The sequence below is a fragment of the Alistipes senegalensis JC50 genome (assembly GCF_025145645.1).
In the GTDB taxonomy this organism is placed as follows: domain Bacteria; phylum Bacteroidota; class Bacteroidia; order Bacteroidales; family Rikenellaceae; genus Alistipes; species Alistipes senegalensis.
In genome coordinates, this window is the sequence record NZ_CP102252.1 from 1,844,341 (window position 1) to 1,860,763 (window position 16,423).

Below are 16,423 nucleotides of genomic sequence, written 5' to 3' on the forward strand. Positions count from 1 at the left end.
TGATCGACGATTCGGAAATGAAAGGTTGTCTGAGATTTGTGCTCGCTGCGGTTTTCGCGTTTACGGCCCGGACCGGATTTGCCCGGGAGACACGGCCGTATGAATTGAGGTGCTGTCGGATGGAGAATCCGGCGGCTGTTGACAGACCCGTGCTGAGCTGGAAGACGCTCTCCGGAAAAGAGGGCTTCGTGCAGACGGCCTATCGGGTGGAAGTGGCTTCCTCCGGGGAAAAACTCGCCGGGAAGGCCGATGTCTGGTGCAGCGGCGACGTTCCGTCGGATGCCCAGTTCGGCATCGGGGTTCCGGTCGGCGGAATGACTCCCGGAACCGAATATTTCTGGCGGGTCCGTGTCCGGGACCAGAATGGTCGATGGAGCCGTTGGAGCGAACCGGCGCGTTTCCGGCTGGGACCTGCCGCCGCCGGATGGAACGCCGAGTGGATCACGGCCGATTGGGACGTGTGCGCTGCCGCTCCGTTTTTCCGGAAGGAGTTCCGGATTTCCGATTCCGGACGGCTCGTTTCGGCCGTTGTCTGCCTTTGCGGGTTGGGATGTTCCGACCTGTATCTCAACGGAAAGCCCGTGGACCCGGGGCGGATGCTCGATCCGGCCCAGACCAATTACGAACACTATGCGTTTTATTCCGCTTTCGATGTCCGGGAGCTGCTGCGGTCCGGGGACAATACGGTCGGGGTGCTCCTGGGCGACGGATGGTACAATCAGGACCTGGTCTGGAACGGCTTTTTCAGCTATGGCCGGCCGATGCTGACCCTGCGGATGGAACTGCGTTACGAAGACGGAACCGTGGAGACGATAGGCTCCGACCGGACCTGGGAGTGGACCGAATCGCCGCTGGTCAAGTCCAATATTTACGCCGGCGAGACGTACGATGCCCGCCGCAGGGCGTCGTTCCTCCGGAAAATGGAGCGGCGCGAAGGGTGGAACCGGGCGGTCCGGGCTTCGGGGATCGTTCCGAAGGCGCTTTATCCTCAGCCCGTGGAACCGATCCGGGTTCAGCGGGAGTATCCGGCGCTCAGCGTTCGCCGGGACCCTGCGGGGAACTGGATTTTCGATTTCGGCGTAAATATCGCCGGGATTCCCCGCATCCGGGTTTCCCAGCCGGAGGGGACCCGGCTCAGGATGCGTATGGGCGAGACGCTGAAACCCGACGGTTCGATCGATTTCTCGACGACGGGGGTGGCTGCTACCGGAGCGGTGCAGACCGACGAATACGTGTGTGCCGGGGACGGTGCCGAGGAGTGGAGCCCCCGGTTTACCTACCACGGATTCCGTTATCTCGAACTCTCCGGGGCCGTGACCGAACCCGATACCTCGTGGGTGCGGGCTGTCTCCGTCCGGTCCGACGTGCGGCCTGCGGGTTATTTCCGTTGTTCCGACGAAACGATGAACAGGCTTCATGAAATGGCGGTCCGGACGCTGGCCGGCAATCTGCACGGCCTTCCGAGCGACTGCCCTCACCGGGAAAGGTGCGGCTGGCTGGGAGATGCGCACACCATGGCTCCCTATGCCAACTTCAATTTCGGAATGTATGATTTCTGGATGAAGTACCTGGAGGACATCCGTTCGACCGCCTCGTCGTTCGCAGCCGGCGAACTGCATCACAAGGCTTCGAACGCGGAGTTTTATCATGCCGACAAACAGCCGGGCATCCCGTATATGATCGCTCCGGGGCGCCGGCTCTGCGGCGTCGCTTCGCCGGACTGGGGAACGGCGCTGGTGCAGCTGCCGTGGCAGCTGTATCTTCATTACGGTTCGCGGGAACCGCTGGAACGATACTACGACTGGATGAAGCAATGGGTGGAGTATGTCGGGAGCATCGGTGCCGACTGCATCATACCTTTCGGATTGGGGGACTGGTGTCCGCCGGGAGGAAACGCGAAGATCGACTGTCCGATAGCGCTCTCGTCCACCGCATTCCACTATATCGACGTTTCGATCGTGCGGCAGGCGGCAGAGGCGCTCGGGCGCCGGGCCGATTCGGAACGTTTCGGCGAGCTGGGCCGGCGGATCAGGGATGCGTTCAACGAACGGTTTTTCGATCCGCAGTCCGGTTACGGAAGCCATACGGCCAATGCGCTGGCGCTCGATGCCGGACTGGTTCCGGAGGGTTTCGAGAAGCTGGTGTCCGATGCCGTCGTGCGGGATGCGGAGAGTCGGTACGGGGGATTCATCCATGCCGGAATATTCGGGATAGGGCGTATCCCTGCGGCTTTGTCCCGTTACGGGAATGCGGCGGCGGCCTGCCGGATATTTGCGAAAGAGGGTGAGAACAGTTTCCCGTTCATGTGGCGGAATGCCGATGCTACGACGTTGTGGGAGGTGCTACCGGTCAGCAGCGAAAGCCGGGACGAGTGCCTTGCGGCGGGTTGTTCGCTGAATCATCCCATGCAGGGCGGTTACGATGCCTGGTTTTATGAGGATGTTGCCGGAATCCGGCCGGACCCGCAGCACCCGGGATTCAAGCGCGTTTTGTTCGAACCGCGGATGACCGGATGTCTGCAATGGGCCGAAGGGCGTGTGGATACTCCCTATGGTGAAGTCCGGAGCTGCTGGAGACGCGATGCGCAGGGATTGGAGTGGCGGATTGCGATACCGGCCAATGCTTCCGGACGGGTCGTGCTGCCGCTTCGGGGCGAAGTGTCGGTGAATGGAGAAGGAATTGCGGAATGCCGCGGGGTCGTGCCGGTCGCCGGAACGGACGACACCTATCTGTTTCAGGCCGGCGATTATGTGATAACCGTATCCGGAGAGTCGCGCGCGACGGGCGCTGTCCGGTAAAACGAAGATAACAGGATGAAAAAGATTCTTTTCGTGCCGATTGCACTCTGTTTCATGGCTGGGTTCCATGCGGCGAAGGCCGAGGTCCGGCTGGCCGGGATTTTTGCGGACAATATGGTGCTTCAGCGGGAGCAGCCGGTGAAGATCTGGGGCCGGGCGGACCGGAATGAACTTGTCACCGTACTTTTCAACGGCCGGAAACACCGGACCCGGGCTGATCGGGACGGAGCGTGGAGCGTTGTGCTGGAACCGATGCCGGCCGGCGGCCCGTATGTGCTGGAGGCGAAGGGAAAGGGCAATGCGGTGCGTTGCGGAAACGTTTTGGTCGGCGAGGTATGGCTTTGCAGCGGGCAGTCCAATATGGAATGGCCGGTATCGTACTCGATGAATGCCATCGAAGAGATCGTTGCGGCCGATTATCCGGAAATCCGCGCCTTGAACGTGAAGCGCAACGGCAGTTTCACTCCGCTGGACGATCTGTCGGCGGAATGGACGGTGTGTACGCCGGAGACGGCCGGGGATTTCTCGGCGGTGGCTTATTTTTACGCACGGGAACTCCATCGTGAACTCGGTGTTCCCGTCGGGATCATCAACTCTTCGTGGGGTGGGACCGACATCGAAACCTGGACTTCCGCGGCATCCTACGAGCACCTTCCGGAACGGGTGCGGATTCCTTATGCCCCTGAACTGGTCGCGCGGCTGCATCGCAATGACGGGGCAGGTCCGGATGAACTGGACCTCTACTCGGAGCGCAAGTCCGACGATGCCGGGATGGCCGGGAAATGGTATCGTGAAGAGACCGATGACAGCACCTGGGAGCGGATGCAGGTGCCGCAGGAGTGGGGAGACACTCCGCTGGCCGGAACGGATGGCCTGGTCTGGTTCCGTTTCGCATTCGATCTGCCCGCTTCGGCGGCGGCAGCTCCTGCCGAACTTCACTTGGGCCGGATCGACGATGTGGATATTACATGGGTCAACGGCGTGGAGGTCGGCCGGACGAACAGTCCCTCCCTGAACCGGGTTTACCATGTTCCCGCAAACCTGCTGAAAGCCGGGCGTAACGTCGTCGCGGTGCGTGTCGAGGATGTGATCGGTCCGGGTGGTTTTACGGGGCATTCCGGGGAGCTGTTTCTCGCGGCCGGAGGGGCGAGCCCGGTCAAGGTGCCGTTGGCCGGGCTGTGGCGCTACAATCCGTCGGTCGTGAACGAGCATTACAGGCATGTCGATTTGGGCCCGAATTCGGTGTATTCCCTGCTTTATAACGGAATGATCCATCCGCTGAAGGATTTCCGGATACGCGGTGCGATCTGGTATCAGGGAGAGAACAATGCCGGGAGGGCTTACGGCTACCGGACGTTGTTTCCGAATCTCATCCGGGACTGGCGCGGACAGTGGGGATATGAGTTCCCGTTTTACTGGGTGCAGCTGGCCAATTTCATGGAGAGGGACGACGTGCCTTCCGACAGCCCGTGGGCGGAACTCCGCGAGGCGCAGACCCTGACGCTCTCTTTGCCGCAGACCGGGCAGGCCGTCATCACGGATATCGGCGATGCGCAGGACATCCATCCGAAAAACAAGCAGGAGGTGGGCCGGCGGCTTGCGCTCGTCGCATTGAACAAGACCTACGGAAGAAGCGGAACGCTCTGTTCCGGCCCGACTTTCCGGTCGATGGAGAAGCGCGGCGACCGGCTCGTGCTGACCTTCGGACTGTGTGGGGCGCAATGGAAGGTGGCCGACAAATACGGCTATATCCGGGGCTTTGCCGTCGCGGGCACCGACCGTCGGTTTTTCTGGGCCAAAGCGGAACTCGAAGGGGATCGGATCGTGGTGTGGAGCGACCGGGTGAAAGATCCGGTGGCTGTCCGCTATGCCTGGGGAAATAATCCGGATGCGAATCTGTTCAACGACGCCGGACTGCCTGCGGTTCCGTTCAGAACCGACGGGTGGAAAGGGGTCACTGAATAGTGCAAAGAATGAAGAAGGCTGTCCGATGTTCGGACAGCCTTCTTTCGTTTTGCGTGATTCGTGGCTATTCGATGCCGCGCACGTGTTTCTCCCAGGCCCAGGCGGCGCGGAGCGTCTCGTCGAGCGTCCGGCCGGCCTTCCAACCCAACTCGGTGTTCGCAAGCGTGGGGTCGGCCCAGATGGCGACGATGTCGCCCGCACGCCGCGGAGCGATCTTGTGGGGAACCTTCACGCCGTTGACCTCCTCGAATTTGTGCACCAGCTCCAGTACCGAAACGCCGTTGCCGGTGCCGATGTTGAAGATCTCGTAGGGCTGTTTCTCCTTGCCGTCGATCATGCGGCTGATGGCTGCCACGTGGGCTTTGGCCAAGTCCACGACGTCGATGTAGTCGCGGATGCACGAACCGTCGGGCGTCGGATAGTCGTCGCCGAAGACCGAGAGGCATTCGCGCAGCCCGGCGGCGGTCTGCGTGATGAACGGCACGAGGTTCTGCGGCACGCCGCGCGGCAGTTCGCCGATCAGCGCCGAGGGGTGAGCCCCGATGGGGTTGAAATAGCGCAGGGCGATGCCCTTCATCCCGGGATAGGCGGCGATCGAGTCGCGCAGGATGTCTTCGCACATCTGCTTGGTGTTGCCGTAGGGCGAGGTGGCCGGCTTGCGGGGCGTCTGTTCGGTCACGGGCTGCTTCTCGGGCTCGCCGTAGACGGTGCACGACGACGAGAAGACGATGTTCCGGCGTCCGAATTCGCGCATCAGGCCGATGACGTTCATAAACGACGTGAGGTTGTTGCCGTAGTATTCGAGCGGCTTGGCGACCGATTCGCCCACGGCTTTCGACGCCGCGAAGTGGATCACCGAATCGAATTCGTACTGCTCGAAGACCTTGCGGAAAGCCGCGCGGTCGCAGCAGTCCACCTCGACGAAGGGGATGTCGGCGCCCGTGATCTTGCGCACGCCCTCGACGGCGTTCATGTCGCTGTTCGATAGGTTATCGACGATCACGACATCATAGCCGGCATTGATGAGTTCCACGGTGGTGTGCGAGCCGATGTACCCCGCGCCGCCGCTGACCAATACACACGATTTTTTCATAGGTTGCTGGTTGTTATTTGAGTCACAAAGACAGTGCAAGCCGAGTGCAGAGCCGGGTTTACCCCGGACTATGCCGAGGCGCCGCCTGTCTAAGCTGAAATTTATTTCAGCAAAGATATGATTTTTTCCGGCGGCGGCAAAAAAACGGGCCCGGAAATCGGGTCCGGAGGCTTTCGGGCTGCTTCGGCTAACAATTCGTAACCCGGTGTGCGAAAAAAGCGCCGGGAAAGTGTCGGTTTCTGAAATTTTTATCTATATTTGTAACAATTCGACACTCCAACGCGCGTAATTTTATCAAAACATAACGGAATATGTACGGAAAAATCAAAGAGCACCTGCAACGTGAGCTCGCCGAAATCGAGGCCGCAGGGCTTTACAAACGGGAACGGATCATCTGCTCGCCCCAGCGGGCCGAGATCGAGGTTGCAGGTCGGAAGGTGCTGAACTTTTGCGCCAACAACTACCTCGGCCTGTCGGACAACCGGCGGCTGATCGACGCTGCCAAACGCGCTATGGACGACCGCGGCTTCGGCATGTCGTCCGTGCGCTTCATCTGCGGCTGCCAGGACATCCACAAGGAGCTCGAAAAGGCCATCGCCGACTATTTCGGCACCGAGGACACGATCCTCTACGCCGCCTGTTTCGACGCTAACGGCGGTGTCTTCGAACCGCTCCTGACGGAGCAGGACGCCATCATCTCCGATGCGCTCAACCACGCCTCGATCATCGACGGCGTGCGTCTGTGCAAGGCCGTGCGCTACCGCTACGCCAACGCCGACATGGCCGAACTGGAGGAGTGCCTCCAGAAGGCGCAGGCCCAGCGTTTCCGCATCATCTGCACCGACGGGGTATTCTCGATGGACGGCAACGCCGCGCCGCTGGACAAGATCTGTGCGCTGGCCGAGAAATACGATGCGCTGGTGATGGTCGATGAGTGCCACTCGGCGGGCGTTCTGGGAAAGACGGGCCGCGGCATCACCGAACTCTACGACCTGCGCGGGCAGGTGGACATCCTGACGGGTACGCTGGGCAAGGCATTCGGCGGCGCCGTGGGAGGCTTCACGACGGGCCGCAAGGAGATCATCGACCTGCTGCGCCAGCGTTCGCGCCCCTATCTCTTCTCCAACTCGCTGCCTCCCGCCGTGGTCGGAGCCGGGATCGAGCTGTTCAAAATGCTCGGCGAGAGCGACGAACTGCACGACCGGCTGGTCGCCAATGTCGAACATTTCCGCAAGGGCATGATGGCCGCGGGCTTCGACATCAAACCCACCCAGTCGGCCATCTGCGCCGTGATGCTCTACGACGCCAAACTGTCGCAGGAGTTCGCCGCGAAATTGCAGGACGAAGGGGTCTTCGTCACGGGTTTCTACTATCCCGTGGTGCCGAAGGGGCAGGCCCGCATCCGCGTGCAGGTCTCCGCAGGCCACACCACCGAGCAGCTGGACCGCTGCATCGCCGCCTTCGTTAAGGTGGGCAAAGCGTTGAACGTCATTAAATAAGCACGACTATGAAAACCTCATTGGACGCGATAGACCGCAAGATCCTCAAATACCTCATCAAGAACGCCCGCATGCCTTTCCTGGAGATCGCCCGCGAATGCGGCATTTCGGGTGCGGCCATCCACCAGCGCATCCGCAAGCTGGACGAGGCCGGCGTGATTCTCGGCAGCCGCCTGATCGTCGATCCCAAGATGATGGGCTTCGATGTCTGCGCCCACATCAGCATCACGCTCAAAGACCCGCAGTTGCTGAAGAAGACCGTCGAGGAGCTGCGCAAGGTCCCCGAGATCGTGGAGTGCCATTTCATCACGGGCAACGGCAATATTCTGGTGAAACTCTACTGCGTGGACAACGAACACCTCATGCGCACGATCTTCGACGGCATCCTGCGCATTCAGGGTATCGCCACCACCGAAACGAACATCTCGTTGCAGGAGGTTTTCCAGCGCGAGGTGAACATCGACTTTATCGAGGAGTAGATTTCCGCTTCTCCCCGGGTACAGCAGCGGCCGACAGAGATGTCGGCCGCTTGCTGTTTTTACCGGACCGGCGTGATCCGGAAGAGGAATTCGTAATTTCCGTATGGCATGCGGTATTCGCGGAGCGGCAGGGCGCCCCACGAGTCGATGCACCCCAGACCGTACTGCGCCTTGTCGATGCAGAGCCATACGGCGTCGTCGGGTTCGATCTCCTGCGAATGTCCCTGCTGCTTGGTCAGCCCTTCGTCCAGCGCCTCTTGTGCATAGTGCAGGGCCGAGGCCGAGAAGGGCTCCGAGGCCGTGATCTCCACGCCGCGGCCTGCGATGTCGTGCTGCCGCCAGCGGCGCACGTCGCTCTTGGTTCCGGTCTCCTGCGGACGGATGTAGGGGTAGAACTGCTCGTCCACGGTCTGCCGGTAACGGCCCACGAGGGCGCCGTCCTTGCGGTCGGCGTAGTTCTCCCACGGCCCGCGGCCGTAGTAGTCGATGCGGTCGTAGGCGGCGGGCATGCGCATCCGCATGCCGAAGCGCAGCAGGTCGGGTTCGCCCTTGTCCGCAGCGGCGTGCAGCGTCTGACGGATCAGGATCTCCCCGGCGTTGTCGATGCGGTATTCGATCTCCAGCCGTCCGGTCACACGTCGGAGGTCGTAGCGGGCCGTGACGACGGCCACGCCGTCCGACAGCGTGTGGTCGAGCGACACAAGCGTCAGCCCCGGATCGGCCCACACGCGGTTCTTCTCGTTGAGCTTCGCCCCGAAGTCGTTGTCCGTCGGCGCGCGCCAGAAGTTCGGCTCCACGACGGCCCCTGCGTCGAGCAGGCGCATGCCGTCCGCTTCGTAGCGGGTGATGAGACCGTCGGCGCGGCGGAAGTCGATGCGTGCGGCGGGGCTTTCGACGATCAGGTAGTTGCGGTCGTCGTCGCGGACCGTGAGCGTGCCGATCGAATTGTGGCGGTCGGCCATGCGTTCGGCGACGGCGAGCGGCTCGGGTGCGGCCGCACGCAGCGTGAACTGCTGGTAGGCCATGCGGTGATCGGGCGCGAGCAGCGGTTCGGCGTCGCAGAGGCGGTATTCCACGTTGAGCAGCAGTTCTCCGTCGGCGGGCAGCGTTTCGGGGTCGAGCGGCAGCACGACGGCGGCGGTTTGCTGCGGGGCGACGCGCAGGTCGGCGACGATGCCGCTGCGCACGGGCTCTCCGTCGCGGAGCACCGTCCAGCGTAGGTAGCAGTTGTCGAGCGGCCGGAAGAAGTTTTCATTGAAAACCGTCAGCGTGCGCCGGTCCGCGCCGAGCGTGGTCCACACGGGCTGCTGCCAGTAGCGGGCCTCGTGCATGTGGGGATTCGGAACGCGGTCGGGCGAGATCAGCCCGTTGTCGCAGAAATTCCAGTCCGAGGCGTCGTAGGGATTCCAGTCGCCGCCGTAGCCGTAGATCATGGCGCCGTTTTTACCCGTCTTGCGCAGGCCCTGATCCACGAAATCCCAGATGAATCCGCCCTGATAATGCGGATATTGGCGGATCAGCGCCCAGTATTCGCCGAATCCGCCCAGCGAATTGCCCATCGCATGCGCATATTCGCATTGAATCAACGGTTTTCGGGGGTTGTCCTTGAGGTATTTTTCGCACCGTTCGTAGTCCCAGTACATCGGGCAGGTGATGTCCGTGTTGCGGCTGCCGGGAGAATAGATCGCCCGTTCGTAATGGACCGGCCGCGAGGGATCGTAAGCCTTGATCCAGTCGTAGCAGGCGTCGAAATTGGGTCCGTCGCCCGCCTCGTTGCCCAGCGACCAGACGATGACCGACGGGTGGTTGATGTTGCGCCGCACGTTGCGGATGTTGCGTTCCAGATGCGCCTGGGCATAGGCGGGATTCTTGGCCAGCGTCTTTTCGTCGTAGCCCATGCCGTGCGATTCGAGGTTGGCCTCGGCCACCAGATAGAGTCCGTAGCGGTCGCAGAGCGCGTACCAGCGGGCGTCGTCCGGGTAGTGGCACGTGCGCACGGCGTTGAAATTGTTCTCCTTGAGGATGCGGATGTCCTCGATCATCCGCTCTTCCGAGACGACATACCCGCCGTCGGGGTCCATTTCGTGGCGGTTCGCACCTTTGATCAGTACCGGCTGCCCGTTCACCAGCAGCTGTCCGCCCTCGATCTTCACCTCGCGGAAGCCCGCACGCAGGGGGATGATTTCGATCGTTTTTCCGGCCGGATCTTTCAGGGTCACCGTGACGCCGTAGAGCGCGGGAATCTCCGCCGACCACGGCTGCACCCGCCCGGCGTCGAGCACGAGACGGGCTATCGTACCGAAGAGTTTCGCCGTTTCAGAAGCTACGGCCTTGCCGTCGGGGTCCGTGAGCGTCACCTCCGCCGTGCAGCCCCGGGTCGCTGCGGGGAGAGCCAGCTCCACGGAGAGCCGGCCGCGGGTGTAGTTCTCCGAGAGGGTCGCGTCGAGCCGCACGTCGGCGATATGGCGTTTGTCGCGGGCATAGAGGAAGCAGTCGCGGCCCACGCCCGAGAGGCGGAAGAAGTCCTGATCTTCGAGATAAGTGCCGTCGCACCAGCGGAAGACCTGAAAAGCGAAGAGATTCTTGCCGGGCTTCACGAAGCGCGTGATGTCGAACTCGGCCTCGAGTTTCGAATCCTCGCTGTAACCGACGAACCGTCCGTTGACCCACAGGTAGATGTTCGAGGTGACGGACCCGAAATGGGCGATGACCTGTTTGTCCGACCACGCGGCGGGAATTTCGATTTCACGGCGGTAGGAGCCGACGTGGTTTTCGGCCGTGGGCACCTCGGGCGGATTGTTTTCAAATTGCTCGCGCCAGGCGTAGCCGACGTTGAGGTAGACCGGATCGCCGTAGCCGTTCAGTTCCCAGAGCCCCGGAACGGGCATCGTGCTCCACGAGCGGTCGTCGTAGTCCGTGCGGAAGAAATCCGCGGGACGCTGGTCGGCGTTGCGGACCCACGAGAATTTCCACGTCCCGTCGAGGTCGAGGAAGCGTTCCGAGACGCGCGGGTCGCCCTTCCGGGCGGCTTCTGCGGATTCGTAGGCGAAATACGAAGCCCGCATCGGCAGGCGGTTGATTTCATTCACCGCGGGATCGAGCCATTCGTTGCTCCGGGCCCGGAGTCCGGCGGCCGTGCATGCGCACAACAGGGTCAGGATCAGTTTTTTCATCGTTCAGGTCGGTTTTGAAATTGTTTCAGGGATTATGTTACCGCGATGCGGCGAGCGACGAGGGGGTGACGCCCTGCGAATCGCGGGCCCAGTCGCCGCGGGCGCGGAGAACCTGCTCGACGATGTCGCGCACGGCGCCTTCGCCGCCCCGGAACTCCGAAACGTAACGCGAAGCCTCGATCACCTCAGCCGCGGCGTCCGCCGGGCACACCGGAATTCCGACCGCGCGCATGCACTCCAGGTCGGGGATGTCGTCGCCCATGTAGATCACGTCCTGCGGGTCCAGACCTTCGTTGGACAGGTATTCGCGGAGTGCTGTGATCTTGTCCATGCAGTCGATGTAAAAATGCCGGATGCCGAGCATCCGAAGACGGTTTTCGAGCGTCCGCCCGCGGCCTCCCGTGATGATGCAGACCTTGTAACCCATTTTGATCGCATAGGCCAGCGCATAGCCGTCCTTGGCATTGTAGCGGCGGATGAAATCGCCGTCGGCCGTGGGGATGATGCCCCCGTCGGTCATCACGCCGTCAACGTCGAACACGAACGCCCCGCAGCGTGCTATATCTTCTTTGAAGTTTCCCATATGCTTTGACTTATAGTTGAATAGATGTTTTTCAGTCGGAGGTCGAACGACAGCAGGTCGCCGTGGCGGGCCTTCGTGGCGAAGTCGTTGCGCACGGCGGGTCCCGTCTGCACGTCGAGCGGCGAGCGGGCGTCGCAGGCTTTGGCGGCGGTCTCGGCGATCAGCGGTTTCAGCACGTCGAAATTAATCCCTGCATCGCGCACGATGCGTTCGCCGATGGCATACATGTGGTTGGCGAAATTGCAGGCGAAAACCGCCGCGAGGTGCACCCGGGCCCGCTGCTCGGAGGTGGCCCAGATCACCGTGCCGGAGAGCTGCCGGGCGAACGCCTCCAACTCCGGGTGCAATTCTGCCGAAGGGGTTTCGAGGAAGACCGGAATGACCGAGAAATCGACTTCGCGGCCCTTGGTGAAGGTCTGCATCGGGTAGAAAACCGCCCGGCGGGCGAATTTCTCCGGGATGGCGGCCAGCGGCACGCTTCCGGCCGTGTGGGCGACGGCGGCGCCCTCGGGGATGGGAAGCGTCGCGGCGACGTGCTCCACGGCCTTGTCGCTCACGGCGATCAGGTAGATGTCGGCGTCTTGGGCGAGCATCCCGGGATGTGTCGCCCAGTCGGTAGCCGTGAGCTCCGCGATGATGCGGGCCCGTTCGGCGTTCCGGGCGAAGATCTGCACGAGTTCGAGGCCGCTTTTCGCAACCGCGCGGGCCAGCGCTTCCGCCAGGTTCCCGCTGCCGATGATGACGACACGTTTCATGGAATTAAGAATTAAGAATGAAAAATTAAAAATCGAACTTTTCCCGATTTTCGTTTCCGGGATGTTTCCTGGTCAGGGTCTCATTTTTAATTCTTCATTTTTCATTTTTAATTTTATAGCAGTTCTGTCAGCCGCACGTTCTCCTGCGACTGGCGGGCCGAGTCTTTCAGCATCTCCAGTTCGCGGTCCACGCGGGCGAGTTCGGGCGTCTGTCCGAGGTCGAAGGTGGTCTGTCCCGACCGTTCGACCGCTTCCAACACCCCGTAGACGGTCATCGACGCGATGTCGTGGGCCGGAGTGAAGGCCGTTTCGCGTTCGCCGTCGCCGCTGCGCACGGCGATCAGCTGCCCGGCCTGCACCAGCTGGAACAACACGTCGTTGACGATGCGCGTGGGCAGGCCGAGCCGTGCGCGGATCTCGTCCGCGGGCATGGCCCCGCCCTTGTCGCGGAAGTTCCGGACCACGGTGAGCATCACGGCCAGCAGCACCTTGCGGCGCTGGTCGTAGCTGATCAGCAGCGATTCGCGCTCCTCGCCGAAACGCGCTATGTTCTGGTAGGCGAACGACAGCTCGCCGCCGAAGAGGAGTATCTCCCACGAGGTCTGCATCCAGATCAAAAAGAGCGGCAGGGCCGCGAAACTGCCGTAGATGGCGTTGTAGGAGGTCATCCACCGCTGGACGTAGACATAGCCCCATTGGAACAGCAGGAAGATGGTTCCGGCGACGATGCCGGCCATCAGGGCGCTGCCGAAGCGGACCTTGGCGTTGGGGATGATGATGTAGAGGAAGGTGAACATCACCCAGATCACGATCATCGAGGCCAGCCGCGACAGCAGTTCGAAATACCAGCTGTCGTCGAACCCCACGAGGTCCTGGGCGTATTTGCCCACGGCGTTGGCCACGATCCAAAGGATCGGCACGATCATCACCACGGCGATGTAGTCGGTCCACTGGCGGGTGATGCTGCGTTCGACCTTGACCTCCCAGATGTTGTTGAAGGCGCTTTCGATCGACCCGAAGACCCGGATCACGGCCCAGAAGAGCGTCACGAGCGCCACGGCGGCCACCACGCCGCCCTGCGTGCGGGCCAGGGCGTTTTCGGCGAAACCGACGAGGTAGTCGATGATCTCGGGATTCTGCGGGAAGAGGGCGTAGAGGTTCTCGGTGAGGCCCTCCGCGAGTCCGAATCCCTTGACGATGGCGAAGACCACGGCGACGATCGGCACCAGCGACATCAGCGTGTAGAATGTGAGCGCTGCCGAGCGGACGATGGTCCCGTGTTCGAGCAGGCCCCGCGCCGTGTAGAACAGCAGGCGGTATTGCTGCACGAGCCACCGCACGACGGGGTTGCGCCATTCGTTCACGTCGCGCCGGAAGATCGTGTCGGTGAAGTATGTCAGGAATTCGCTGAGTTTCATAAGAGGCCGTTGGAAATCAGGCAAATGTAGTTATTTTAAGCGGATAACCCAAAAATCGTTCCCGATTTTCGTGAAAGCCAGCCGCAGTTCCGCTCCGGGATGCAGTCCGAGGCGGCGCATCAGCTCCTCCGCCGCCAGCGGGAAGTCGCGTTTGAGCACCTCGGCCCCGCGGCCTTTCAGTTCGCGTTTCAACCGTTTGGGATCGTAGGGTTCGATCCGCTCGACGGCGTAAATCCGTCCGAGCACGTTCTGCGGCTCTTCGGCGGCGAATCCGTAGCCGTTTTCGCTCCAGACGGCGGCCTTTCCCGCGAGATGGAGCCGGACCAGCCGGGCTTTTTGCAGGGCCACGTCGGGGACCACGAGCCAGCGGCAGCGTGCCGGGTCGAACGTTTCCGGTTCGGGCACCGTGTCGCCGGGCCGGGCCGAGAAGGAGCCGTGCCCGAGGGCCGTGGCGGTGACGAGCGGCCCCGTGCCGTCGGCGTAGACGAGCACCTCTTTGCATTCGCCGTCGAGCGAGACGACCTCCACGCGGCTGTCGGGGAAGAGCCGCAGGGCCTCGCCGATGTCGAAGAGCGGGGAGTTCTTGATGCACAGACGCCCCGAAACCCGGTTGAGAAGCGGTTTCAGGGCGATGATGTCGGGCGAACAATCCTCCGGCCGCACCAGCTTGCGGCCCTCGGCTGAGCGGCGGTCGGGGTCGGCGTAGATCCAGTCGAAATGCAGGCCGTCGCGCCGGAGATACTCCTCGGCGGAGGTGTTCACGACTTCGATATTCGTCGCGCCCAGCCGCGAAAAATTCTCGGCGGCCACCCGGGCCAGTACGTCGTTGCGTTCGAGCGTCACCACGCGGCCGAAGCGGCGGCTGAGGAAAAACGCATCGACGCCCAGTCCGCAGGTGAGGTCCAGCACCGTGTCGCCCCCGATCCGTTTGTGGGCGGCGCAAGCCTCGCTCGACGCTTGCTCGAAGGCCAGCGGAGGCAGGATGCACTGCGCCGCGGCATACGACGGGAGTTTCTGGGCGGCTCGCGCGAGGTATTTGACCTGCGTGGCGACCAGCCGTGCATGGGGGACCCGGCGGTCCTTCGCCACCTCGATCGGGTCGCGGTCCCGGGCGGCGGCGATGGCGCGCTGCACCTCGCCGGTCAGCAGGAGGGTGTATTCTTCGGATGTTATCACGTCCGCAAAGGTACGCTTTTTTTCGGTTCGGCACTCCATGCCGCGGCGGTCGCAAGGACGAAGACGAGGTACAGCGTCGCCGTCTGCCATCCTCCGAGGGTGTAATCCGCCGCTCCGCCCGGCAGCGAGGCGGTCAGCCGGGCCAGCGCGTCGATCCCTTCGGCCGCCGTGCCCGTCACGAATCCGAACGCCGGGGCGAGAAACCCGACCGGCGCGAGCATCCACAGCGCCCCGCCGAACACCACGACCCCGGCCAACGCGATAGCCGGCGGATTGACGGCCAGTCCTGCCAGCGGCACGACGCCGAAGGTGTGGGCGACGAGCGGCGCCGTGGCGACGGTTGCGACGAGTCCGATCAGGTAGGCGTCGATCACGATGTTCAGCCCTTTCCACCGGGTCCGGCAGCGACGGCAGAGCGGCACGCCCCACGCGAGGATGCCCGCCACGGCGAGGAACGAGAGCTGGAAACTGATGTCCCCTAACCAGTTGGGATTCCACAGCAGCATTCCGAACGCCGCCGTTGCGAGGGCGTTCATCCCGACGTATTCCGAGGCCGAGGCCAATGCCGCCTGCAAGACGGTGCACATCACGGCGGCCCGCACGGCGCTCGGCGGAAATCCCGCCGCCGCGACGAAGAGCCACACGGCCCCGGCTGCCAGCAGGTTTTTCAGCAGGTGTCCCCGGCGCAGCAGCGGCAGCCACCACAGCACGGCGTTGATGAGTACGAAGACGATCCCCGTGTGAAGTCCCGACACGGCCAGCAGGTGCGAAAGTCCGCTGCGGGAGAAGCGGGCGCGGAGTTCCGGGGTGATGCCCCGCCGTTCGCCGGCCGCCATCGCTTCGACGATGGCCGCGGCCTCCGGCTTTATCGGCAGCCGGGCGAGGCGTTCGACGGCGGTGCGGTGCAATCCGGCGTATTGCTGCGGCAGGCGTTCGAGGATCGTCCGCTCCGAGACCCGCAGCGTTCCGGCATAGCCCCTTCGCCGCATCAGGCGGCGGTAGCTCTCCGCTCCGCCCCGGAAAGGCCGTACCGTACCGCGGCAACGGAGGCATTCGCCGGGTTGCAGGTCGGTGAGCGAATCGACGTAGAGCCGGACCCGGGCGTCGGAGGGGTGCCAATGCCCGTCCGCGGGGTCGCGCCATGCCGCCACCGAAGCGTCGGCCGTGGCATACCGGCCCCGGTCGGCGGGAAATCCCTCCACGGTGATTTCGTAAACGGTTCCAATGTCCCGCGGCACGGTGGGCGAAGGCGTCCGGAGCTGTGCCGCGGCGAATCCCGCCGTGAGGAGCATTCCCACGGCCGACGCCTGCGAGCGGAGCAGCAGGGCCATGACTCCCGTGCATACGAAAGCCCCTGCGAGAAACCACAGGGGCAGTTCGTATCGGCTTGCCAGCGCGATCCCGGCCGCGAACGGCACGAGGAGTTTCAGGACGGGCATGCGGTCGAGCCGTTCGTATATTCGGGACGCTTTCATGGATTTCCC

The 16,423-nt window shown here is 62.9% G+C and carries 11 protein-coding genes; 4 read left to right on the forward strand and 7 right to left on the reverse strand.

The window, feature by feature from the left end:
* Nucleotides 1-17 precede the first annotated feature (17 nt).
* Both NQ519_RS07190 and NQ519_RS07195 read left to right on the forward strand, forming a co-directional pair.
* A complete protein-coding gene (locus tag NQ519_RS07190; RefSeq protein WP_147513236.1) occupies nt 18-2,798 on the forward strand; it encodes a family 78 glycoside hydrolase catalytic domain in 2,781 nt (926 codons plus the stop codon).
* 15 nt (nt 2,799-2,813) lie between these two features.
* Nucleotides 2,814-4,763 carry a sialate O-acetylesterase gene (locus NQ519_RS07195; RefSeq protein ID WP_026076743.1) on the forward strand — a complete coding sequence of 650 codons (1,950 nt, stop codon included), beginning with the start codon at nt 2,814-2,816 and terminating at the stop codon, nt 4,761-4,763.
* A gap of 64 nt (nt 4,764-4,827) precedes the next feature.
* On the opposite strand, the gene galE is transcribed toward NQ519_RS07195, so the two are convergent.
* The gene (gene galE / locus NQ519_RS07200; protein WP_019151843.1) at nt 4,828-5,856 is read right to left on the reverse strand and encodes a UDP-glucose 4-epimerase GalE; all 1,029 of its coding nucleotides are present in this window, start codon (nt 5,854-5,856) and stop codon (nt 4,828-4,830) included.
* Between the two features lie 311 nt (nt 5,857-6,167).
* On the opposite strand from galE, the gene kbl reads away from it, so the two are divergent.
* Together kbl and NQ519_RS07210 are read left to right on the forward strand one after the other, a co-directional pair.
* A complete protein-coding gene (gene kbl, locus NQ519_RS07205) occupies nt 6,168-7,355 on the forward strand; it encodes a glycine C-acetyltransferase (protein WP_019151842.1) in 1,188 nt (395 codons plus the stop codon).
* Nucleotides 7,356-7,363: 8 nt separating this feature from the next.
* On the forward strand, nt 7,364-7,834 hold the full coding sequence (locus NQ519_RS07210; RefSeq protein ID WP_044118783.1) for an Lrp/AsnC family transcriptional regulator: 471 nt from the start codon (nt 7,364-7,366) through the stop codon (nt 7,832-7,834).
* A 59-nt stretch (nt 7,835-7,893) separates the two neighbouring features.
* Here the strand turns inward: NQ519_RS07210 and NQ519_RS07215 are convergent, their stop codons facing one another.
* From NQ519_RS07215 to NQ519_RS07240, 6 genes are all read right to left on the reverse strand, one after another.
* Complete coding sequence (locus tag NQ519_RS07215) at nt 7,894-11,007, reverse strand: glycoside hydrolase family 2 TIM barrel-domain containing protein (RefSeq protein WP_019151840.1); 3,114 nt, start codon at nt 11,005-11,007, stop codon at nt 7,894-7,896.
* 37 nt (nt 11,008-11,044) lie between these two features.
* Complete coding sequence (locus NQ519_RS07220; protein WP_019151839.1) at nt 11,045-11,590, reverse strand: KdsC family phosphatase; 546 nt, start codon at nt 11,588-11,590, stop codon at nt 11,045-11,047.
* On the reverse strand, nt 11,566-12,345 hold the full coding sequence (locus NQ519_RS07225) for a Rossmann-like and DUF2520 domain-containing protein (protein WP_019151838.1): 780 nt from the start codon (nt 12,343-12,345) through the stop codon (nt 11,566-11,568). Before NQ519_RS07225 ends, NQ519_RS07220 begins: the two co-directional genes overlap by 25 nt.
* Nucleotides 12,346-12,458: 113 nt before the next feature.
* Nucleotides 12,459-13,763, reverse strand: a complete 1,305-nt coding sequence (locus tag NQ519_RS07230) for a YihY/virulence factor BrkB family protein (RefSeq protein ID WP_019151837.1) — start codon at nt 13,761-13,763, stop codon at nt 12,459-12,461.
* Nucleotides 13,764-13,793: 30 nt separating this feature from the next.
* Nucleotides 13,794-14,939 carry a THUMP-like domain-containing protein gene (locus NQ519_RS07235; protein ID WP_019151836.1) on the reverse strand — a complete coding sequence of 382 codons (1,146 nt, stop codon included), beginning with the start codon at nt 14,937-14,939 and terminating at the stop codon, nt 13,794-13,796.
* A complete protein-coding gene (locus NQ519_RS07240; RefSeq protein ID WP_019151835.1) occupies nt 14,936-16,414 on the reverse strand; it encodes a ComEC/Rec2 family competence protein in 1,479 nt (492 codons plus the stop codon). Before NQ519_RS07240 ends, NQ519_RS07235 begins: the two co-directional genes overlap by 4 nt.
* Between the last annotated feature and the right edge of the window lie 9 nt (nt 16,415-16,423).

Coding starts and splice junctions, on each gene's coding strand:
- NQ519_RS07190 (WP_147513236.1), top strand. CDS start 18: ATGAAAGGTTGTCTGAGATTTGTGCTCGCTGCGGTTTTCGCGTTTACG.
- NQ519_RS07195 (WP_026076743.1), top strand. CDS start 2,814: ATGAAAAAGATTCTTTTCGTGCCGATTGCACTCTGTTTCATGGCTGGG.
- galE (WP_019151843.1), bottom strand. CDS start 5,856: ATGAAAAAATCGTGTGTATTGGTCAGCGGCGGCGCGGGGTACATCGGC.
- kbl (WP_019151842.1), top strand. CDS start 6,168: ATGTACGGAAAAATCAAAGAGCACCTGCAACGTGAGCTCGCCGAAATC.
- NQ519_RS07210 (WP_044118783.1), top strand. CDS start 7,364: ATGAAAACCTCATTGGACGCGATAGACCGCAAGATCCTCAAATACCTC.
- NQ519_RS07215 (WP_019151840.1), bottom strand. CDS start 11,007: ATGAAAAAACTGATCCTGACCCTGTTGTGCGCATGCACGGCCGCCGGA.
- NQ519_RS07220 (WP_019151839.1), bottom strand. CDS start 11,590: ATGGGAAACTTCAAAGAAGATATAGCACGCTGCGGGGCGTTCGTGTTC.
- NQ519_RS07225 (WP_019151838.1), bottom strand. CDS start 12,345: ATGAAACGTGTCGTCATCATCGGCAGCGGGAACCTGGCGGAAGCGCTG.
- NQ519_RS07230 (WP_019151837.1), bottom strand. CDS start 13,763: ATGAAACTCAGCGAATTCCTGACATACTTCACCGACACGATCTTCCGG.
- NQ519_RS07240 (WP_019151835.1), bottom strand. CDS start 16,414: ATGAAAGCGTCCCGAATATACGAACGGCTCGACCGCATGCCCGTCCTG.